This window comes from Sphingobacterium nematocida, assembly GCF_900168125.1.
Taxonomy (GTDB): Bacteria; Bacteroidota; Bacteroidia; order Sphingobacteriales; family Sphingobacteriaceae; genus Sphingobacterium; species Sphingobacterium nematocida.
Window position 1 is genome coordinate 34,550 of the sequence record NZ_FUZF01000025.1, and the last position, 21,967, is coordinate 56,516.

At 41.8% G+C, this 21,967-nt stretch carries 18 protein-coding genes; 7 read left to right on the forward strand and 11 right to left on the reverse strand.

Annotated elements, in window-relative coordinates; translation table 11 throughout:
* Position 1: 1 nt before the first annotated feature.
* The 3 genes from gldD to B5X76_RS19950 are packed head-to-tail and all read left to right on the forward strand — an operon-like array spanning position 2 to position 2,525.
* Positions 2–577 (forward strand): gliding motility lipoprotein GldD, encoded by a 576-nt coding sequence (gldD, locus tag B5X76_RS19940; protein WP_079645685.1) that lies wholly within the window; start codon positions 2–4, stop codon positions 575–577.
* Positions 578–636: 59 nt separating this feature from the next.
* On the forward strand, positions 637–1,278 hold the full coding sequence (locus B5X76_RS19945) for an MBL fold metallo-hydrolase (protein WP_079645686.1): 642 nt from the start codon (positions 637–639) through the stop codon (positions 1,276–1,278).
* The gene (locus tag B5X76_RS19950; RefSeq protein ID WP_079645687.1) at positions 1,275–2,525 is read left to right on the forward strand and encodes an FtsX-like permease family protein; all 1,251 of its coding nucleotides are present in this window, start codon (positions 1,275–1,277) and stop codon (positions 2,523–2,525) included. Before B5X76_RS19945 ends, B5X76_RS19950 begins: the two co-directional genes overlap by 4 nt.
* 4 nt (positions 2,526–2,529) lie before the next feature.
* Here B5X76_RS19950 and B5X76_RS19955 read toward each other — a convergent pair whose 3' ends face one another.
* Positions 2,530–3,177, reverse strand: a complete 648-nt coding sequence (locus B5X76_RS19955) for a peptidase associated/transthyretin-like domain-containing protein (RefSeq protein ID WP_079645688.1) — start codon at positions 3,175–3,177, stop codon at positions 2,530–2,532.
* 69 nt (positions 3,178–3,246) lie between these two features.
* Complete coding sequence (locus B5X76_RS19960; RefSeq protein ID WP_079645689.1) at positions 3,247–3,522, reverse strand: NifU family protein; 276 nt, start codon at positions 3,520–3,522, stop codon at positions 3,247–3,249.
* Positions 3,523–3,737: 215 nt separating this feature from the next.
* Between B5X76_RS19960 and B5X76_RS19965 the strand changes: the two genes are divergently transcribed.
* Genes B5X76_RS19965 through coaBC form a run of 3 tightly spaced genes read left to right on the forward strand, consistent with a single transcriptional unit; the run spans position 3,738 to position 6,246 of the window.
* Complete coding sequence (locus B5X76_RS19965; RefSeq protein ID WP_079645690.1) at positions 3,738–4,658, forward strand: outer membrane protein assembly factor BamD; 921 nt, start codon at positions 3,738–3,740, stop codon at positions 4,656–4,658.
* 25 nt (positions 4,659–4,683) lie between these two features.
* Complete coding sequence (locus B5X76_RS19970) at positions 4,684–5,013, forward strand: DNA-directed RNA polymerase subunit omega (protein WP_079645691.1); 330 nt, start codon at positions 4,684–4,686, stop codon at positions 5,011–5,013.
* A gap of 12 nt (positions 5,014–5,025) precedes the next feature.
* Complete coding sequence (gene coaBC / locus B5X76_RS19975) at positions 5,026–6,246, forward strand: bifunctional phosphopantothenoylcysteine decarboxylase/phosphopantothenate--cysteine ligase CoaBC (RefSeq protein WP_079645692.1); 1,221 nt, start codon at positions 5,026–5,028, stop codon at positions 6,244–6,246.
* Positions 6,247–6,263: 17 nt separating this feature from the next.
* Here coaBC and B5X76_RS19980 read toward each other — a convergent pair whose 3' ends face one another.
* Positions 6,264–7,631, reverse strand: coding sequence for a methyltransferase RsmF C-terminal domain-like protein (locus B5X76_RS19980; protein WP_079645693.1), 1,368 nt, complete (start codon positions 7,629–7,631; stop codon positions 6,264–6,266).
* A gap of 115 nt (positions 7,632–7,746) precedes the next feature.
* On the opposite strand from B5X76_RS19980, the gene B5X76_RS19985 reads away from it, so the two are divergent.
* Entirely contained in the window at positions 7,747–8,130 is a 384-nt protein-coding gene (locus B5X76_RS19985) for an SRPBCC domain-containing protein (protein WP_079645694.1), read from the forward strand.
* A 51-nt stretch (positions 8,131–8,181) separates the two neighbouring features.
* Here the strand turns inward: B5X76_RS19985 and B5X76_RS19990 are convergent, their stop codons facing one another.
* From B5X76_RS19990 to B5X76_RS20025, 8 genes are all read right to left on the reverse strand, one after another.
* On the reverse strand, positions 8,182–9,330 hold the full coding sequence (locus B5X76_RS19990) for a discoidin domain-containing protein (RefSeq protein ID WP_176141150.1): 1,149 nt from the start codon (positions 9,328–9,330) through the stop codon (positions 8,182–8,184).
* Between the two features lie 80 nt (positions 9,331–9,410).
* Positions 9,411–11,144 (reverse strand): LamG-like jellyroll fold domain-containing protein, encoded by a 1,734-nt coding sequence (locus B5X76_RS19995; protein WP_079645696.1) that lies wholly within the window; start codon positions 11,142–11,144, stop codon positions 9,411–9,413.
* A gap of 9 nt (positions 11,145–11,153) precedes the next feature.
* Positions 11,154–13,181, reverse strand: coding sequence for a M60 family metallopeptidase (locus tag B5X76_RS20000; RefSeq protein ID WP_079645697.1), 2,028 nt, complete (start codon positions 13,179–13,181; stop codon positions 11,154–11,156).
* A gap of 11 nt (positions 13,182–13,192) precedes the next feature.
* A complete protein-coding gene (locus B5X76_RS20005; RefSeq protein ID WP_079645698.1) occupies positions 13,193–14,926 on the reverse strand; it encodes a LamG-like jellyroll fold domain-containing protein in 1,734 nt (577 codons plus the stop codon).
* 18 nt (positions 14,927–14,944) lie between these two features.
* Positions 14,945–16,534, reverse strand: a complete 1,590-nt coding sequence (locus B5X76_RS20010) for a DUF5008 domain-containing protein (RefSeq protein WP_079645699.1) — start codon at positions 16,532–16,534, stop codon at positions 14,945–14,947.
* A gap of 9 nt (positions 16,535–16,543) precedes the next feature.
* Positions 16,544–17,251, reverse strand: a complete 708-nt coding sequence (locus tag B5X76_RS20015) for a fasciclin domain-containing protein (RefSeq protein ID WP_079645700.1) — start codon at positions 17,249–17,251, stop codon at positions 16,544–16,546.
* Positions 17,252–17,262: 11 nt separating this feature from the next.
* Positions 17,263–18,795 carry a RagB/SusD family nutrient uptake outer membrane protein gene (locus tag B5X76_RS20020; RefSeq protein ID WP_079645709.1) on the reverse strand — a complete coding sequence of 511 codons (1,533 nt, stop codon included), beginning with the start codon at positions 18,793–18,795 and terminating at the stop codon, positions 17,263–17,265.
* 13 nt (positions 18,796–18,808) lie between these two features.
* A complete protein-coding gene (locus B5X76_RS20025) occupies positions 18,809–21,967 on the reverse strand; it encodes a SusC/RagA family TonB-linked outer membrane protein (protein ID WP_079645701.1) in 3,159 nt (1,052 codons plus the stop codon).

Genomic DNA, 21,967 nt, shown 5'->3' on the forward strand with positions numbered 1-21,967 from the left:
TATGCCTAAGAAACTCTTCTTTTTGCCGGTACTTTTAACGCTCTTTGCATGTAACAATCAGGATTACAGCCCGAAGCCTCGAGGTTTTCACCGGGTAATCTTTCCAGAGCGCAGCTACCATACCCCCAAAACAGGATGTCCTTTTACCTTTGAGATACCAGTTTACAGCATCCTTGCTCCAGATGAAAGTAGTAACGCTATGCCCTGTTGGAAAAACCTAGACTTTCCACAATTTAATGCTAGACTCCACCTTAGTTATTTCAATATTGGCCCACACTCTACATTTGAACAGCTTACAGAAGATGCTCGAACCTTTGTCTTCAAACACACAAGCATGGCAAGTGCTATCGAACAAAAAGACATCATCATAAAACAGGAGAATATCTATGGTCTCGAGTACGAAATACAAGGCAATACAGCCTCCAACTATCAGTTTTTTATATCCGATAAATCGAAGCATTACTTACGCGGGGCATTGTACTTTAATGAAAAGCCACATTTGGATTCGATACAACCCGTCCTGGACTTCGTAAAAAAAGACATCAGGCATTTGATCAACTCAACGAAATGGCAGTGACCGTTTCTTTTTTAAGACTGGAATTCGTGAATGCAAAGCTTTTTGGCTAAGTTTGAATTATGATTAGCATAGAAACAATAACATTCAATCCTTATCAGGAAAACACCTATATCCTCTACGACGAGAACAAAAACTGTATAATTGTTGACCCGGGGATGCATAATCATAACGAAGAAAAACAATTAAAACATTTCATTGAGCAGAATCAGCTTAAGCCACAAACATTACTCAATACTCATTGTCATATAGATCATGTTCTTGGAAACCGTTTCGTTTATGAAGAATGGGGACTTAAACCGCAATTCCATGAGGGAGAAGTACCTGTATTAGTAGCTGTTCAAAATTATGCTCCTCAGATGGGCATTCGCTACGAGACGTCTCCTATACCGGACACCTTCTTAACAGACAATCAGGAAATCCCCATTGGAAATCACAAACTAAAAGCAATACTTGCTCCTGGTCATTCACCTGCTCACCTTTGTTTTTACTCGGCCGAGTATAACTTCCTTATTGGTGGAGATGTACTATTCCGAAATAGCATAGGCCGCACTGATCTCCCTGGGGGTGATCATGAGACACTACTGCAATCCATCACGCAACGAATATATACGCTTCCATCTGAAACCGTGGTATATCCAGGCCATGGACCGAGTACCAATATCGATTTCGAAAAACGAACAAATCCATTTGTACGCGGATGAAGTCATTAAAAATCCCCTTACTGTTCGCTTCTCGATATCTCTTCTCGAAGAAATCAGTAAATGCAATAAATATAATTTCAATTATAAGTATTGTAGGGGTATTTGTTAGTACGGCTGCACTAGTTATTGTCTTATCCTTCTACAATGGAATGGAGAAATTTATCCTATCCATGTACAGCAGCTTTACTCCACACCTGCGCATTGAACCTAAGGAGGGGAAGACCTTTTCAAAGGAATTAACTTCGTTTAAAACCCTCGCAGCGTCTTCCGATGTAAAGAATTACGTGGAATTATTGGAGGATAAAATCCTGATTCAATACGATCAGCAGCAGTTTGTGGGCAAGCTGAAAGGAATGGACCCCTCGGCGTTAACTGCTCAAAGTGAAAAAGATATTCTGCATGCTGGAAAGTTCTCCATACACGATGACACGACAAATTATGCTTTGATCGGAGCACAGATACAATCAAACTTACAAATACCGCTCACGGGATTCTATAACCATATTGACTTATATTTCCCGAGGCGCTCGGCTTCTATCAATAACCTCAATCCTTTAGAAGATTTTAACATCAGAAACATAGCTGTGAATGGTGTCTTGGCTTATCAGCCGGAGTTTGATAACCTCATCATAGTACCCATGGATTTTGCTCGAGAATTACTAGAGGAATCATCTAAAATCTCTGCGATAGAAGTATACCTAAAGGATCCAAGCAAAACATCTAGAGTACAAAAAGACCTGGAGAAGGAACTCGACAAAGATTTCTACATTAAAAACAGAGAACAGCAAAATCCTACACTTTATAAAACCGTTAAGTCCGAAAAATGGATTGTTTTCTTCATACTCACATTTATCGGCATTATTGCGATTTTCAATATTATAGGTTCGCTAACGATGCTAGTCATCGACAAAAAAGAAGACATGAAAATCCTCCAACACCTCGGAGCTGAAAAATCTGTAATAGAGCGTATATTCTTTATAGAAGGAATGTTCATCTCTCTTATTGGAAGTGCATTCGGTATCGTAATCGGTTTCGCATTCTGTAAACTACAAGAGAGCTATGGTTTCATACGTACCGGAGAGATGGAGGGGTCTTTGATAGATGTATACCCTATTGATATACGTTTGCAAGATTTTGTTATCGTATTTGCTACGGTTTTCATATTATCTGTATGTGTATCGTATTTTTCCTCGAAGCTCAGTGTTCGTGAAATAGGCCGAATTACAGATATCAAAAACGCAGACTAAAATATTAATACTTCAACTTTTGCCTACTATAATCCCCCCGTTGTATCTGATTAATCAACTGTGCCCATGCAAATGGATTTAAAAGAGGATTAGCATATCTTTGATTGATATTTTTATTAGTCATATTAATATGACGCTGTGTAGAGTTGAAATTCTGAATTTCGTCAGCATTTCTTGGCACTATCCGAGCCAGTGCTGCCATCGCCTCTGGACTGATATTATTGCGTGCTGATGCCACAGGATCATACCCTTCTTTCATTCCCATAAAGTCAGCCAGATAGTCTTCATAGCTAGCCCAGGGAAAGGGCGTGACAGCAGGCAACTCAATAACCAAACTCCGCATTTGAATATGCGCGGTAAACTTATCATTTGCAACATGTGGAATCACATAGGTAAGTGGATCATACCCTACACTTGAAAACCGTATGGTGTCCCCACTGTGGGCTACAAAGGAAAAATAGCCGTCATTATTAGAAATAAATGTCTGATTGTTAAAAGAGGTATTTTTTATCGTCACATAGGCTACAGGTAGATCAGATCCTGTGGAGGAAATCAATCCACTAAACTGAACTAAATTTTTGCTTTGTGAATGAACAACTAGCACATTCAAGGCAAACAATAAAATCAATAGATATTTTAGATATTGTAGCATTCTAACAAAAATAGCTAAACACGTAATACCTTGCTGTTAAAATGTGTTAACCGAGAAACAACAATTTTGTTACAATTGATTAGGGGATGTCGCATTAGGATCATCCATATCTGTTATGTTTATAGCTTCTACAGCTATAATCTCAGGAACTGCTTTCATGATAGCTTGTTCCAACCCCGCCTTGAAGGTCATGATACTCATTGAACAACTTGCACAGGCCCCCAACAATCTCAATCTAACGATGTTATCGTCGGTAATCTCTTCGATACTTACATTTCCGCCATCAGTCTCTAAATAAGGTCTTAATGTATCTAATGCTTGTTCGACTCTTTCGCGTAAGGTCATTTTATAATTACTTTCGTTCTGTTTCTGTAAAGATAAACAAATATTTACTCATTTTGAAATCAGCCCTTCATTTCTAGCAATGCGATGACAGAGTCTAACTTAAGGGTTAAAGTATGTTAAACGCTTGATACAACTACACTAAGTGGATTAAAATCAACTAAATTGCAGACTGAAATTTAATTGAATATTATCTTTAATTGACGTATCTTTGTAAAATGTTTTTAAATAGACGCACAGGAGTTATAATAGCCATTTTACTGGCTGCATTTTTTTTCACAGGCTGTAAAAGTAAGTTTGAAAAACTTAAAAACAGCAATAATATAGCCATGAAATATCAAGAGGCTGTAAAATTTTATGAAAAAGGCAAATACTCAAAGGCTTTAATCCTATTTGACGATTTAGCAGAAAAATACCGCGGTCGTGCGGAGGCTGAGGACTTATATTATCTCCGGGCAAACGCGAACTACCGTATCAAAGATTATACATCTGCGCGGCACCATTTTAAAACTTTTGCCAGCATCTACCCAAGCAGCCCTCGTGCTGAGGAGTGTAGGTATATGGCTGCTTACTGTTATTATATAGAGTCTCCTCGTAGCAACCTAGATCAAGAAAATACACGAAAAGCAATCGATGAGTTACAGCTTTTTGTAAACTATTATCCGGAATCAGAAAGGGCAAAAAAAGCAGGGGAACTCATTCAAGATCTACGTGAAAAATTAGAGAAAAAGGCATTTGATAATGCCAAACTCTATTATAATATGGGATTGTCAGACGATTATCGTGCTGCTGTAATCGCACTGGAAAATGTACTCAAAGACTTCCCCGACACGAGATTTGCAGAAGAGATTGAATACTTAATCGTAAAATCACAGTACTTATTCGCAGATAACAGCTTTCCCAATAGACAAGAGCAGCGTTTCAACGATGCTATAGATTATTATGAGACGTTTGTTGATCATTATCCAAGTAGTAAGTACCGCGGTGAATTGGATGGTTTAAAATCTAGTGCCGACAAGAAAATTGTATTCGCAATCCGAAAAATGAATGAAATCAACAAACAGATTGAAGAGCAAAACAAAGAACTAGGTATCACCGAGGTATCTAAAGAAGCTGCAGCAGCAGAAGGAAAAAAATAGAATATTTACATATATATAAATAAATATGAGTCAAGCAAAAAATAACGCCGTTCCAAACTCTACCGTAACTAGAGATTTAAGAGAGTTGGATCAAGCTACGGACAATCTGTACGAATCTATAGTTGTAATTAGCAAAAGAGCGAACCAAATTGGTGTGGAGATAAAGGAGGAGTTGAATTCCAAATTGGCAGAATTTGCTAGCAACAATGACAATTTAGAAGAGGTTTTTGAGAATCGCGAACAAATCGAAATTTCAAAACACTACGAACGTCTACCAAAAGCAACTCTTATTGCTATCGATGAATTTCTGAATGACAAAGTATACTTCAGAAACCCATCTAAAGAGCAAGATTAAGACTAAAACATCATGTCTTCTCTAAAAGACAAAAATATTGCACTTGGCGTATGCGGCAGTATAGCCGCATACAAAATAGCTTCTCTAATACGTTTGTTAATCAAACAAGGGGCTAATGTTCAGGTCATAATGACCAGAGATGCCGCCGAGTTTATCACTCCCCTCACACTTTCCACGCTTTCGAAGAATCCAGTATTAATTGAATATTACGATAAAAAAACTGGCCTATGGAACAATCATGTAGAACTAGGACTCCGTGCAGATCTAATGATCATCGCACCGGCATCGGCCAATACAATATCCAAACTAGCGAACGGACTTTGTGATAACTTGCTAACGGCGACTTACCTATCTGCCAAGTGTCCAGTATACCTTGCTCCAGCAATGGATCTAGATATGTGGAAACACCCTGCGACACAACACAACGTACAGAAACTTCTTTCCTACGGGAATACGGTTATCCCCCCAGGAGACGGAGAACTAGCTAGCGGCTTGGTTGGAGAGGGACGTTTGGCAGAACCAGAAGAAATTATTGATTTCCTGCTTTCTCACTTAAACCCAAATTTACCGCTAAAAGGGAAAAAAGCTTTAGTTACAGCTGGACCTACCTACGAAGCTATTGATCCCGTCCGCTTTATCGGAAACCATTCTTCTGGAAAGATGGGCTATGCACTGGCAGAGCGTTTACAGCAGCTTGGCGCTGAGGTTACCCTAGTATCTGGACCTACGGCATTGCAAACTCCGAAAAACACAGTAAGAATAGATGTCCAGACGGCTCAACAAATGTTGCAGGCCTGTCAGCAGCATTTTGCTGATGCAGATATTATCGTTATGAGCGCAGCTGTAGCTGATTATACACCAATAGACGTAGCGCCTCAGAAGATCAAAAAGAAAGCGGAAGATTTTTCAATTCAGCTCAAAAAAACAACAGATATCCTAGCTTTTTTAGGTTCAAATAAAGCGACACACCAAACCTTGGTTGGCTTTGCGCTAGAAACAGAAAATGAGCTAGAGAACGCCAAAGGAAAACTATCACGCAAAAATATGGACTTCATTGTCTTAAATTCCATGCAAGACAAAGGTGCCGGTTTCGGTATCGACACCAATAAGGTCAGTATCCTCTCCAAAAGTGGAGAGATCAGAGACTTTACCCTAAAAAGTAAAGCAGAAGTTGCTGATGATATATGCCAGGTTATAGTACAGCATCAGCAATTGATTGAACAGCATTCTTAATTTGCCTCCTATCGTTTCTAGAGATTAGCGATACGTACTTCTTTGGGATAGTAATTATTAATACGATTTGGCATCGCCTTAATCCAGCCTATATCCATGCCTTCATATCGCACAATAACCCAACCCTTCAACCCATCAGGATTAACCGTTGAAGGCAAATTCTCCTTTCTCAGGTACGTTAGCATGTCTTCAAGAGAGAGATCCAAATAGGGAATATCTTTATGGATCCTATTACTTAAGGCGAGGTCATGGCTCGGTATCAGATCCTTTCCAACAACCCTACCTATTTCAGTACCCGCATTTTTTAAGTATAGCACCTTTTGGAGCGCCCCAAGATCCAATTCATAGCTTTTAGGAAAAATATGTAATAAATCATGATGCAGAAATGAATAAAGACCATCCATATTTGCCCATCTTTCAGCCAGCCCCTGTGGTGCCGCATTTTTGTCGGTCTTTACCTTCTTTAAAGAAACGGAATCCTGTTCATCACGCTTCTTAAGTACAGCGCAAAAGAAACCTTCCCCAGCTACCTTATGCGGATAAAAACGGTATGAAGTAGCGCTATGCTTTTCTGATTGACTCACCTCTATACCCCAAGCATCCTCAACAGGTATGGATACAGACTCCAATCCGAACGTGTCAATCATCCAATCGACGATATCTTCATTTTCCTCTTTTGAATAAGAGCATGTCGAGTAAAACAAATATCCTCCCGTTTTCAAAGAAGCAATACTATTCGCAATTATGCGCTGCTGCCTCTCGCTACATAGCTTCACATTTGCCATAGACCATTCATCAATTGCGTTGTGGTCTTTATGAAACATTCCTGATCCTGAGCATGGTGCATCAACGACCATAAGATCAAAATATCCGGGCAGGCGGCCAAATGCACTGGGATCATTATTAGAAACAATCACATTGGGGTTTCCCCATTTCATCAAATTCTCCCTTAGTACAGCAGCTCTCCCTTTTATTATCTCATTTGCCACCAATAAGCCATCTCTATGCAGGGTCGCATTCAGAAGCGTAGCCTTACCGCCTGGCGCCGAACATAAATCTAAAGCTCGAATAGGTTCTAGATGCAAATTCAGTTGTCTGACTACAAAATCCAAAAACATCGAACTTGCCTCCTGCGAATAATAACATCCTGCATGAAATAAGGGATCCAATGTAAATACAGGTCGTTTTTTGAGGTAATACCCCTCCTTGCACCAAGGGATAGGTCTATCAATATCCAACAACGACAAGTCAAATACTTTTGCAGGATTAATACGAATGGATGACGTTTTCTGTTCGTTATCGTGTATTGCGACAAAGGCTTTATAATCAAAAGTAGCGTCTCCTTGAAGATGACGTACTAAATCTGGTGGGAGTCTATTACTCATATACAAAAGTATGAAGTCAAAACTAAAAAATAAAAAGTCGAAAGTAAAAAGTCAAAACTAAAAATGAAAAGCCTACGATTAGTCTTATCTTTGATTTTTCCTAAAAAACTTTTCAATGAAGAACTTCAAAAAATACTACATTATCCCAGCAACTCCTGAAGAGATCTACCTTGCATTGACAACAGAAATAACCATCCGTTTGTGGACAGGAGATACCGTCGAAATTGATCCTAGAGAGGGTGGAGAATTCTCCCTTTGGGATGGTGGTATAACTGGTAAGTTCTTGGAGTTGGATCCTTTCAAAAAAATTGTTCAAGAATGGTATTTTGGAGATCAAGAAGACGCTTCAATTGTCACGATCAAGCTTCACGAACATAAAAAAGGAACTTCATTTGAAGTCAATCACACCAATATCCCCGAAGATGCTTACAACGATATTATCGATGGCTGGGACCAAGAGTATGTAGGTAGTCTTATCGATTTTTATACGGAGGAATAAATAAAAAAGCCCCAGTTTTGTACTTAAAACCGGGGTTTTTATCAAAAACAACTAGTATTTAGCCTCGTACACATTTATTTCCGCCAGATGCGTACTTGTTGACGACCCAAATGGAGCCGTTATATATATTCTCACATAGCGGGCATTCGTCGGCTGGAATTTGAATTTCTGCCACGCTGCCGGGTTATCTGCCGAATTGAATGTTTCACCGGTCGCCAATCTCGTCCAAGTCACATTATCAAGGGAATAATCCACGTTAAATGTTTTAAACCCTCCTGTAGTATTATTGTGTCTCCGTATCATATCGAGCTCTGTAAACAATCTCTCTTTCCCCAGATCTACGATAAACCAATGTGGATATTCCGGATTTGAACTCGAACTCCAGGTCGAATGCCAGAAAGTTGTAATACTGCCATCTATCATCGACGAGCCTTTACCATTAGCCGCCCCCTCTTGTGTCTCTACCGACGATACATTTACATTCAGTTCCGATTTGTTGATAGCAAACACCTCAAAGACCTCAAAACTTTTCGTCATTTCGCTCGTTTGTCCACCGTTTACATCCGTCAAATAATAGGTTAACGTATGCGATCCCCTTGCCAAGTTCTCAATTACAATCTCCATATCTGTTGTCGGTGCAGGAAGCGCGACAGAGGTAAATGTCGCCGCACCATCCACTTTATAAAACAATGTCGCATCTGCCCGGGTAATATTTGCTACATCTATCGCACCCGATCTAAAACCACCTAAAACCTTTAAGGTCTGTGCCACTGCTCTAGACGGATAAACCAAAGGCTTCACTTTATAAGTAAATTTTTTGGACTCCAATCCATTCACCCCTTTTGCCCAGACTTCGACATCGCTCACCTGATCAGTAGGTAAATTGGCAATAACATATTGACTGGCAAAATCTGTCAGCTCTGTCACTACCTTCTCACCATTTCCATTGTGCGAAAAAAAGATACTTTGTATTCTTTCTTTATCAATCTCGCCCATGATAAACTTCACCTTTTCGTCATCGTCTATGATTACCGAAAAAGTGTTTTGCTTGACAGGGCCGACCTCCTGGTCAGAATCACCGTCATCCTCGCCCTTTATTTGTGTGGGAAAAACCAAATCATTCTCCTTGCACCCCTGTATCGTCAGCAAAGAAGTACATCCCAATAAAGAAACAAACAGAAATTTATTAAATACTTTCATATGTGTATAATTCTTTTTATAGGGCATACGCATGGATGTCTGTGCTCGATACGAATCATGCGTATACCATAAAGTAGATACTATTTCAAAAATTCCAACTCAAATTTTGATAAGAAAGCCTGTCCCTCTAATACCCAAGTCTCATGAGGTTTCAAACCTAACCAATATAATACATTCGTAGCAATATCTAGATTTTGTACCAAGATAGCTTTCTCATTTACAAAAGGTAGATTATTCGCCGAGACCTTGTATTGATATTTTCCTTGTAGCGGGATATTTGGCATGCCGACCACCTTATTCTTCAAAATACCACCTCCATCATTCATAGGCCAGTACCCAATCACATTATTGATCTTTGGATCAGTCTCACTGACACCTATTCTGTTCGCATTCCTTTTGACTTCATCCTCTGTTAACGCAACATTCCAGATATGTACATCCGCGATATGACAATCAAGGAATCCCCCTAAGAAAACATATGGTTGAAAACCAAATGTCAATGGTGAGGTAGATTTTATCTCATTAATATTTAAGGCTCCTGTAGCTTCCGCTGCTTTAGCACCATTCACAAATAATTTGCTTATGACCACGCCATCTTTGGATTCAACAGTTGCAGAGATATGACACCATTTATCATCGGTAGAAGCAGGTCCACCTGAGATTTCGAGCTTTTGAGCACCATCTGCACAATAAAAAACAACATTATTACCACTTCTAAAAAAAGACCACCCTGGAGTAGTTCCAGTTCTTCCAGTCACTTTACTTAAAAATGGAGGAACTGAATAAGACCAATTTCCCGAAGCATTTCGATTTACTTTAATTTTTGCTTCAATAGTCAGCTGTCCTGTTCTAGCGACATTATATTGCTCTTCACCGGCAACTTCACTAACATTCCTCGCTCTCACCCCTTCAGTCGGGCCACTTTCCTGACCATCGTAACCATAAAATTGAGGTGAACTAATAATCTCAGGAACTAGTTCTTCCTGTCCTAAGTCCATTTGTCCATACAGAGAAAATATATTTCGCTCTTGAAAAGAATCGCCACCATACGATTTACCTACCCCGCCGTGATTTGAAGTCAGGATAATTAACCAATTTTCGTACGCTATATTTTCTCTGGTTTTCAACGCTTCGACAACAGCGCCCAAATAACCATCAACCCGTGACACGGCTTCTTCATATGTTGAAGATTCCATTGAAAACCCATTCTCTTTTCCTGCATTCAATATATCTTTAAACTGCAATAACAAAAAGTCAGGATCAGTTTTTGCCAAAAGCGCTATTGCTTCATCTTTCACTTTTTCATCAGAGTCTACTAACACATTATCATCGGCATCCATTAACAATACGTTTGCCACTCCCGGATCCTGAACTATAATAGATGTTCGTAATTTAGAATTTTGCTCCTCCATTCTATAGATAAAACTCGGCGCAAAATTTGTCTCCCCATGCGGGTCATCTGAGGACGGTGCTGGAAGAAAACTCTCGTCCAGTACCAGATGTTTACTTGAAGAATACCCAGTCATCATCGTTGTCCAAGTTGCCGGGTCGGATGTATTTTCATCCGTAAGTGCTTCAAAAGAATACTTCCCTGTCTTCATGAGGGCTGAAATATTAGCAGGAATTTTTTTGCTCAATTCCTTTCCTACCAGTCCATCTAAAGATATCATCAACACCTTTCGTTGCACGCTCTTCTCGATTTCCTGTTCGTACTCCTCAAACTTCGGCTCCGGATTAAAATATTTAGTACATCCGGAAAGTCCGAGGACAAGAACAAAGGCAAAAGATATAATACTTAAATTTTTCTTCTTCATAACTTATAATTAATTAACATCATAAAACGCACCAGCTTCTGCAACGCCGACAAAATGACTATTATTTTGATTCATACCTTCGAAGATGTACCGGAATGACTTATAAAATTTAGACTGTTTCAACACAAACTCTACACGTTTCACTCGGTTTTCTGCACCCGTTGGTAGCGGTGAAGACAACAATGTTGTTCCCGGTTTCAAGTCAGCATCGGTCAATGTCGTGTACGTGATTCCGTCTGTACTCGCCTGAATCTTTATCCGTGCTGGGATATTCGCACCGGCTTGTCTTGCGATGATATAAAATCCTTTCATTTCCTCTGGACTCGTAAGTGTAAATGTCAATTGATGTGGCGGTTCATTGGCCGTATTACTCATCCAGAAACTCTGCAGGTTGCCATCCAATAAGAATTTAGCAGCTCCACCCAAAGCCCCCTCTCCTGTGGCCTCACTCGATGCCGTTACGGTCCAGTCTTCTCTTTCCAGGTCATATTTTGAAGGCAACACATCATTACCGCCCGTCTTTGTCAATGGATCATATGTCCAGTATGTCTTATCGATAGGCGAATACTTTGCAGACATCTCCCGACGCGCCAATGCACTGATCTGCACACCCCAGGCCTTGCAGAAGCGCTGCCAGTCCTTACCCGTAAAGTCACACAGGTTACGGTAGAAGAAATCCCGCTTAGCTTCGTCCAAAGCGAAAGAGAAATCCGTATTCCTGGCATTTCTATAGAGATAAGGCATGAAATCCCAACCCGATTCGCCATTTTTACCCTTAGCTTGATCAAAAATCTGTAAAAACAAAAGAATCTTAACAAAAGGGTGGTTGCCCGTAGACGTCTCAGAATCTGTTATAATATTTTTTGTACCCGCTTTCTGTGTATACACCAATCCATCATCAAAAGCGCCTCTGATAGCCGGGTGGTTCGCTATAGCCAGTCGCTGTAGACGATGAGCGGCCTTCCATATAAACAGGTTATTGGTCGTTTCGCCAAGCCCATTCCAGCTCCATGTTCCACCTTGTTGATAATTGTGTCCAACTTCATGGAAAGCACCCCAGCTCACTTCTTCCAGATTATTCGGATTCAAGATATAATCCCTGTCCACAAACATAAAAAACCAATGTTTGTTCAACTGCGCCATCCAAGGATACCCACTATGCGCAGCTACACCATCGGGCAGCTGTATCTCCAACACACCTCTTTCCGCCAGATCGGGGTACCTGTTTTTTACGTCTGTCGTATTCGGATCCAGTCCCATCCAATCGTAGAAATCCTTTTCATAAATTTCATTCCACTCGGTCAGCGCTAACTCTACACGCGAGGCCTCTGCTCGGTGATTCAACACCATAGCCCGGGGTATACTAAAAACAACACGTTTCGAGCGGACCTCAATCCAAGGCACAGCCGTTGCTTCTACTTCCGCCAGCCAGTCTGTTACATTGGATTCCCCCAGTATAAAATCCGGAGATTTTACGGCCCCGTCAAACTTAAGACTAACTGGAGTCGGCCTTGAATTATTCGTTATAATCCATATTGTCCCGCCATACAGGTTCTTAACATAGTTTATCCCCGGAAAAAGCTCCTTACGCGTAAATATCAACGGGTCGCGGCGGCGCGGGTCCATCGATGACAGGTTGTTGGTATGTACGCCTACCTGCACAGTTAGTCCGATTATACCGGCAGGCACTATAATTTTGATGTTTTCTCCGGCAGGTGCATACAATCCTGTACTAAATACAGGTCGTGGTACGACACTAACCTTAAGATCATTAGCCGTGACATTCGCATAATTCATATTGATAGTGATCGTCGTATCTTTAATACGACCAACATTATCTCCGACCAAACCCGGAAAAATACGAGCCCGGTGATACAAACTTTTATCGGCAACATACATCGTCGTATCAGTCTCTATTGCTGATGGATCCTTATCCCCATCCTGATAACCGTCCGCAAAATCGTAGCCATATTTACCACAAGACAACAGTGATAACAGCGATGCGAAAACTAGTAAGGATTTAAAATTTCTTTTCATAATTTCAAGTATTATTCAGACGACACTACAAGTTTAGGAGTCCAGCTCTTTCCTTCCAATCCCCAAGACGATTTAGGAACTATACCAAACCACTGATAGATAAAGAAAGGCAAATCTACCCCGTTAGGTACCAACCTATAAAATGAGTCCGTAATCTTTGGTTGGAAATACGTCACGATATCACTGTAGGAAACCCAACTATATGCCCCAGTCAATGTCATATGGTTATTATGCCCAGACAGGTCGGTCAACGTCTTGGTACCTACATCATCATAGCCTGGCCAGTAACCGATAAGGTTTCCTTTCTTAGCATGAGCATCATCTACCAAGCCAGCACCCGACCACTTCGCAACCTCGGCCTCAGTAAATGCCGTGTTGTATATCTGCAGATTAGCAAGTTGAAAATCAGCCCCCTCATTACCATCTGGTACCTTCTTACCGATTACCAAAGGCGCAGTATTGTTTAAGGAATTGGCATTTACGCCATTTTTAGCGTTAAATACGCCATCTGTAAACACCTTTATCGTATCGGTGAGTCCTGATCGCCTTACCGTCACCGTAAAACTGTGCCACAGCCCGTCGTTCACTTGTTTGGTTCCAAACGTCTGATTGCTGATATTCGAATTCCAGCCTATTTTATTATTACCGTCGCGTACTTCCAAGAACAAATTCCATCCGTTTCCACCAAAACCTTGGTCTCGCTTAGATAATATAATAGGGTAGTTGTGGCTGGTCGTTACATTAGACTTAAAAAAGAAGTTAATGGTGAAATCTTGAGTTACAGTACCAAAATTATAAAGTGATGCATCTGTAAGTGTGGCGTTTACCTGATCCGCCCCATACGTGTAGCGAACAGCATTCCCGTCATAAGGGATCTCCGTAGAATTGGGTCTAGCCAACAAACCGCGCGTGAATTTAGGACTATAGAAATACGTTATCGTATTTCGTTCGTCGTCCCCGTAAGAGGTCTTATCGAGCCCGTCATTCACGACCTTGCCACCTATACTCGAGCTGATCACCACCAACCAGTCCTCCTGTGCATAGGAAGATCTACTCTTGATGGTACTTATCAGTTCACCCAGAAAAGAATCGAACTTACCCAGCGCAGCCACATAGTCCGGATCATTGGCCTCAAACGAGTTATCAAGACCGACCTGGTAAGCGTCACTATAATGAGTCACAATCAGACTGGCACTTCCACCCGAAAGCTCTTCCTTAGCCTTTGCATGAACAGCGTCGTCATTATCAGAAAGCACGTTGACGTCCGCATCCTTCAATAAGGTTGTTGACAAGTCCGCATCGGACGTAAATGCCGCCGAACTGAAACTCGAATTTTTCGCGTTTATTCTGGACAACAAACTCGGGTACGCCTCAGTATTGACTACGGAAAGATCATCCCCTGTCACCAGATGTTTGTCATTGGTCACCCCCGTCAATAAGTTTGCCAGCCCCGATTCCTTTGTAAAAGCATTCCCTTTAAAGTCGCCGAGTGCACCAAAGGAATGCAACGAATTTCTAGTTATGATTCTAATGTTAGGCAATTCCAACTGCTGTAATGCCTTACCTCTGATCCCGTCTGCGATAACATACAACACCTTGGTTGATCCCGAATTATAATCCGGTTGTTCTCCAAATTCCTTCAATAGGTTTGGAAAATCCTTATTACACCCGGTAGACAAAAGCAGTACAATGATATACAGCAATGTCGGTAATCCAATAGATTTTAATTTATTTTTTGTTTCCATCTCTACCAAATTATGTTGTTAGTTCTTCAATTCTATTTTAACGATATTATTGGCCTGCTTCCCATCCACAGAAAAAATAAACCCACCAAGCAATATAGCCGGATTACCCAACGAAGAGGTCGTTTCAACCAAAGTCCTCGGGATACCAGAAAAAGTACCTAAATTATTATTCTCCTGTTTTGCAACACCGTTGGGTTCCAAAATCAAAATACCGCGTCTGCTCGCATTATTGTACTTTAGAAATGACCCTGTCACCAATATACGTCCATTATTCAGCTTGTAAGCATAGTTCGGTGTTTCACCATCCAAATCACCGAACGTAAAGGTCTCATCTATCGCTCCTGAGTTATTTAATACCACCACTCCATTCGTAGGCTTGCCTCCGTAACTGGTAAAACTACCCGCCAACACCACTTTTCCATTTGTCGGATTGTGTGTGATAGAGGAAATCTCCTTATTCGATCCGCCTGCTGCTGTAAACGTCGGATCTACCTCCCCGTTTGGCTTTATACAGACGATATTAGCGGCCGGTGTTCCATTGTAGCTGTTAAACAATCCCGATATAACGATACGGCCATCGTTGAGCTGTACCGCTCCGGATACAACACCGTTTACACCAGCGTTGTTGATATTGAAGCTCGAGTCCAGCGATCCGTTTTCCTTCAGCTTAGCAACACTGTTTACTTTCGTATAGATATATCTTCTGACCTCACGAGACGAGTAGTTATAATCGATCTTCCAGTGCGATAGAAAAGAGCCGACTACATATACCCCATTATCCGGTGCAGGGAAAACATAGCTTACGCCGCCCAAAAAGCCTCCATTAAATGCCGAAACCGTGTCTATTCCGTTCAACGGCTTGTTCTCCGGGTCAGGATTGATAACGGGGACCACCATCGTATCCAGCAGCCCCTTATCTGTCAGCCGGGCTAACCCTCCTACATCACGCCTGTTAAACTCGGTTAAAAATCCGCCTACCATAAATTTTCCGTTGGGCAATTTTGTGATAGAACTAATTGTGCCCGTTGCCCGTCGTCCAAAATCCATCACCGTCGAAGATTGCCCCAAACTGTTGATAAAATGGATGCCCGAAATATAATTTGGAGCTGTTGCCTCATTTTCGAAGTTTGTAAATCCCCCCACAGCAATATGTCCGCCTGTGTTTGCCAACAACTGAGACACATAACTGTTAAATCCGTTCACGACTTTGTAGTCCGTATCCACAGACACATTTCCTTCTACCCCTATACGCGGACCTAAAAACATCTGTCCGTCCAAAACAACGGTGACAGTTCCCGAACTTACCTCCTGCGGAATGCGTATGTCTATAGTGGACTCCGTCAAGGCCACAACTTCGGCAGGCACTTCGTTGAGAAACACCTGAAATTTGCCTTCATAGACTTTCAACCCTCTTACGCCGACGGTTATAACCTCACCTGGCAACCCCGACATAGGATCTGGCTTGGTCGATGCAAACTTAACTCCCAACGCCTCTTTTCCTCCCTCATAGGGGTTAACTCCTATTTCTTCCTTTTGCGCACAACCTTGTACCAGCACCAATGCTAGCAGCAATACGCCTATAAATTTCGTGTATATCGATTGTTTCATTGTTCCTTTCTAATATGTAATCCCTTTACTCATGGCCGCACTCGTAAAATCGAAAGCTGAGAAGCCAAAACTGTGTGTCCGATATCTTAGCACATGCACTACGCCATTATTCGGTTGTATATCAGATGTAGCAACTGGCTCTCTAAAATCAATCAAAACCTGTCTGTATCCCGCGTACTTGATGATCTGCTCAACACCTGCGTTGTTTTTCGATGACACATCATTATAAAATGTACCTATCGTCGTCGGCTCCCCGCCGATCGATAAATAGATTTGTCCAGGGTACGTAAACATATCGTTGGTATCGATCTGTGGATAATCCTTTAGCAGATAACGGTTCTTAAAGATATACCTGGAGAGAAATTTCTTCCACACCTCTGGAGAGACCTGTTTGAGATCCAACACCGTATCCTGAGCTCTGGCATACAATTGTAGGTTTAGCAACTCCATACTGTTATTAATACTCTCATTTGCAGGTGCAAAAAACGTAAGATTTTCATTGGGATCGTTCAGCAGTTCGCTATACCCAGCAAGATCGATTACCTTTACCAGCGAATCAAAGAGTTCGGGACGACTCTTCAAAAATTGAAGTATCGTGCCCTCGTATTTCGGGTTATGTACTCCCCCATCTTCGTAATATTCCTTTTTACACGATGCAAACGCCATCAGGGAGATCATCACCGTAAAGAAAATATGTTTGATATTAAACTTTGCCATTCGATTAAAAATTAGTTCCAATAATTATTCAGCGTCATAAACGGATTGTTCACCAATGCCGCTCTATCAATAGGCCATGTCCATCCCCCTCTGTTAAAAGCGTCGACGGACATTGCTGCGCTCGTGTAGTCGGTATTCAGGATTTTCCGTGTACGTACCAGATCATAAAAGAAATGCCCCTCACCGATCAGTTCCCGCACGCGTTCCCACCATATGAAATCCTTCAACTCCTCTCCTACTTCAGAAACAGCCAGTGTAGCCCCAGCTCTTTCCCGCACGATATTTACAATTGTTCTGGCCTCAGCATCTCTGTCAAGTTCAGCTAATGCTTCTGCCCGTAACAGAATCGGATCCACATACCGAAACACGACCTGATTATCATCTGGATTATAATCTTCTCCCTCTTCGTTGAAAACGTTTAAAAATTTCAAACATTGCATCATACCTGCCGTATTGTAAATATACTCGTCATACCAGATCTCCTTACGTCGATCCTGACCGCCCAACGGGTACAGCTCCTCCATAAACTTGCTATTGTAGTACAAGTACGAGCGCTGAATGGCTACATTCTTATTGGGATACCTCAAAAAGTAATCCGCGTATGGCGATGATATGGAGAATGTTTCGTTGTAGTTCAAGCTCTGTACGATCTCAAAAAGACCTTCGCGGGTACGTCCTTTAAAAATTTCTTTGGTACGTTCCAAAGGCAACAGTTCATACGAGTTTTCGTTTTCGTTCATGATTTCCTCGCCCAATGCTATTGTAGCCGTGTAGTAAGGCGATTTATCATTCGGTGTAAATCCCGCTATCCACATATTCATGTGCATCATTAAAGTAATTGCGGCGCCACGCATTGCACGGTTTCCAACGATAGAAGGATCTTCGTATGTCCACGGTAGGTTTTTATAGTGAGCCTTCATATCTTCAAGACCGCTTTCCAGAACAGCCAGCATATTTGTTCTCCCGATGGCTTTACTATGATAAGCCTCCGTATAATAGGGCACATCCCCATAAAGACGAACCATAAAGAAGTAAGCCAGATTACGGAGAAATACCGCTTCTGCTTTATAACGCTCCACACTGCTCGCCGCAATAAGCCCCTCTTCCATATTATCCATCTCGTAGTACACAATATTGGCCGCCTGCACCATTTTGAAAAAATCATTCCATTTCGGAATTGCCGAAAAACCAAAGAAGCTATACGTACTCCCGATTAACGCATTAAGATTATTCGTTTTCAAATCGGTAAGGTAATTCCGTCCTGACCCACTGGATTGAGACGTTCGCTCGATCGGTGCACAACGGAAGTCGCCAGTAGCCGGAAAAAAGATACGGTGATTTCCTTCTCCGCCCACCGGCGTACCCATGGTCGCCAGTCGAAACGTTTTATAGATCCCCACCATAAACTTGTCCACGTCAGATTCTGACTTCCAGTAGTTGTTTCCGGTTAGGTTGTCACTTGGAGAAACATTTAGAAAATCCTTTCCACAGGAAGTGAAAAGCAACGTTCCTAGTATTGATAAATTTATTAGTATTGCTCTCATATCAGATCTCATATTAAAATTGTACATTCACCCCTAGGGTATAGCTTCTTCTGTTTGGATAGCCCGCCGACGAATCCCTTCCCAAAGCGGAAACCAACTCCGGATCCGGACCTGAATATTTACTGATCGTAAAAATATTATTCGCCGAAAAATACACCCTGGCCGATGTAATACCTAAGTTACGCTGCACAAAACCTCGGTCAAAATTGTAAGACAATGTCGCTGTCGTAAATTTGAAATAAGAACCGTCCTCCTGAAAAAGGGTTTGATTATAATTAAAAGGATTTATAAACGTGTACCGCCTGAAATCATATACATTCGGATAAGTACCATCTAAATTATCCAAGCTCCATATATCAAGATCAGATATCGGCACCAATGCTCCACGAGGTCTATCATCTGCAGCAACATACATTGGGTTACTGTAATTCCGCAACTTATCTGCCATCGCGTTGTTTAAGACATCCCGCTTGAACGTCATGAAAAACTGCGTATTCAATGACCAGTTTTTAAACTGCATGAAGGCGTTAAATCCGCCAGTGAATACCGGCTGAGAATTACCCACCACGACAAGATCATTTTCGTCCAGCACATAATCCCCATTCAGATCGGTCCATATCGGGTCTCCCGCTTGGAAGAAACGCTCATCAGCCAGATTACCACCTACACGGTATCGTAGTCCTGTCAGCGGGTTGACCGGAACATCTGCGTCAGAAGCATATACCCCTTTATAATGCAGCAACACATTCGACAAAGAGTTAATTCCTAGCCTGTATAATATGGCCTGATTATAAATCGAATTATCTGTCACCAATAGTTGTCGCACATTATCTGGCAGTGCTGCTGCATAATCCTTATTAAATGCGCCATTAAAATTTAGACTGTAACTCCAGTCGCCTGTCTTACGAGGTCTGTACCCTATGATAAATTCATGTCCCATGTTGACAAGCGATGTTTCATTGGTATTAACACTTCCAAAGGCATTGATATTCGCGATCTCCTTTGTACGAAGGATCTGGTCGGATTGCTTGTAATAGTTCTCGTACAAAAAGGTAAGCCCGTTAGTAAAGCCAAATTCTATTGCCCCGTTCAGCGTTGTCGTGGTTTGCGGCAACAAACTAATATTTGGAATCACGCCCATATCCAAGGTCACCGACGGTTGATTATTATAGGTCTGACTGTCGGCCGTATAGCGTCCATAGACGTCATAGATTGTTCCGGTAGGGATAATATTTTTTCCCCAGCTACCACGGATCAAACCATACTCGAGCGCAGACCAATCTCTAAAAAACGGTTCATCCTTAAAGTTCCAGCGCGCCCCTATAGAAGGCAGATTAGACCATGGGTTGGATGCGCCTGTTGTAGAGGTACCATCCAATCTATAAGAAAACTCGACGATATATTTCGAATCATAGTTGTACGTAAAATTTCCGGCGTAACCAAGGGTACGGCGCTCATATAACCCTTTCAAAGTACCTCCTTTTGAGGCTCGGGTATTGTAGCTCAGTCCGTAGCGAATCTGGTCGTTCGGCGTACCGGTCAACTGCATAACATCCGCTCTAAATTTGCTCACTTCCGCCTCGTTGAAGACATAAGCACTCAGCATATGCTTCTCTTTTAGCGTTTTAGTATACGTTATCATATTCCGATTATACAGTGTATTCGTCTTGTCATTATACGAGAACACCTCTGTCGCGTTGGAGTTAAGTGCTTCCGGTAGGAAGCGATCCTGAGTTGCTATTTTGTAGTTATAGCTCATCGTCGTTAAAAAACGTAGCCCATCTACAGGCGAATACTCCAACTCAACCTGCGAGTTGAGATTACCCGTTTTATTATCATTAACCATACTCAGCGCCGACAAGGCATCTACGCTCCCTGCAAACAAAGACGGCGAGGGCAGCAGAGAACTGGTATTTCCAGAACTGGCTACCCCAGTCTGCTTAAAGGCATTGCCGCTACCTGTACTGTTCTTGGCCATAGACGGACCCAAGTTTACAAATAACCGAAAGCGGTCAGAGGGTCTATACTGCATATTCATCGGCAGGGAATAACGTGTAAACCCTGTATTCTCCACAATTCCTTTCTCCGAGTAGTATCCCGGCGCGATCTTATAGTTAAATGTCTGATCACCCCCTGAAACATTCACCGTATGCGAGGTATTCATCGTCGTTCTGAAAAAATACGACTGCCAGTTGGTCGAATTATTATAAAATGGATTCAATGAATCCGCCAGTATTGGCGTGCTATTGATCAGATCCAATGCTGAAAAATAGGAGGTATCATTTTGCATAATCTGATTCACCCGTGCTCTTCTTTCAAATGCTCCGCCGAGCACATTACGTAAATTCGGAGGCGTATTAACAAATACCTGCCCCACATATGATACCAAAGGGATTTTGGACTTTCCGCGCTTGGTATTCACCAGAATAACCCCATACGCACCTTTAGAGCCATAGAGTGCCGTAGCCTGTGCGTCTTTGAGAACCACTATGTCTTCAATATCCTCGACCGGGATCATTGCGATAGGACTTATTCCAGGTCCCGAAGTTTGAAACCCGTACTCATAATTGGTACCCTCGTCAATCGGTACCCCATCGATTACATACAAGGGTGATGTGGGCGTCAGGAAAGCGTCATCTCCAGAACCTTGCACATTCAATGTGGATATACCCCGGATCGCCACGCTTCCTCTCATTCCAGGTGTACCGTTGTTCAATTGCACATTCATCCCCGGTACCTTACCTTGCAACAAATCCGTAAAATTTGCTACCGGTACATCTTGGATTTCCTTTCCGGATATCACCACAGCAGAACCGGTTAGCGAGGACTTTTTACGGGCTACATAGCCCACCACCACAGCCTCATCTAGCGTATTATCCACTACGTCCATCACCACGGTGTAATTTGTCTTGCCAGCCTCTACAGTTATGTAAGCGGCCTCATGCCCGAGTATCTTAAATGATAATCTTGTATCTACAGGTACCTTCACAGAAAACCTACCCTGTGCATTACTGGCACTTATTGCCTTCTTGGTCTTCATATTGGTTATTGAAACACCACTCAGGTTTTCTCCAGACGAACTTTTAACCGATCCAGTGACGGTCAGCTCCTGAGCTTCAAGCCGAAGAACCAAAAAGTTTAGTAATAAAAATATAAACGTTAATCTTTTCAT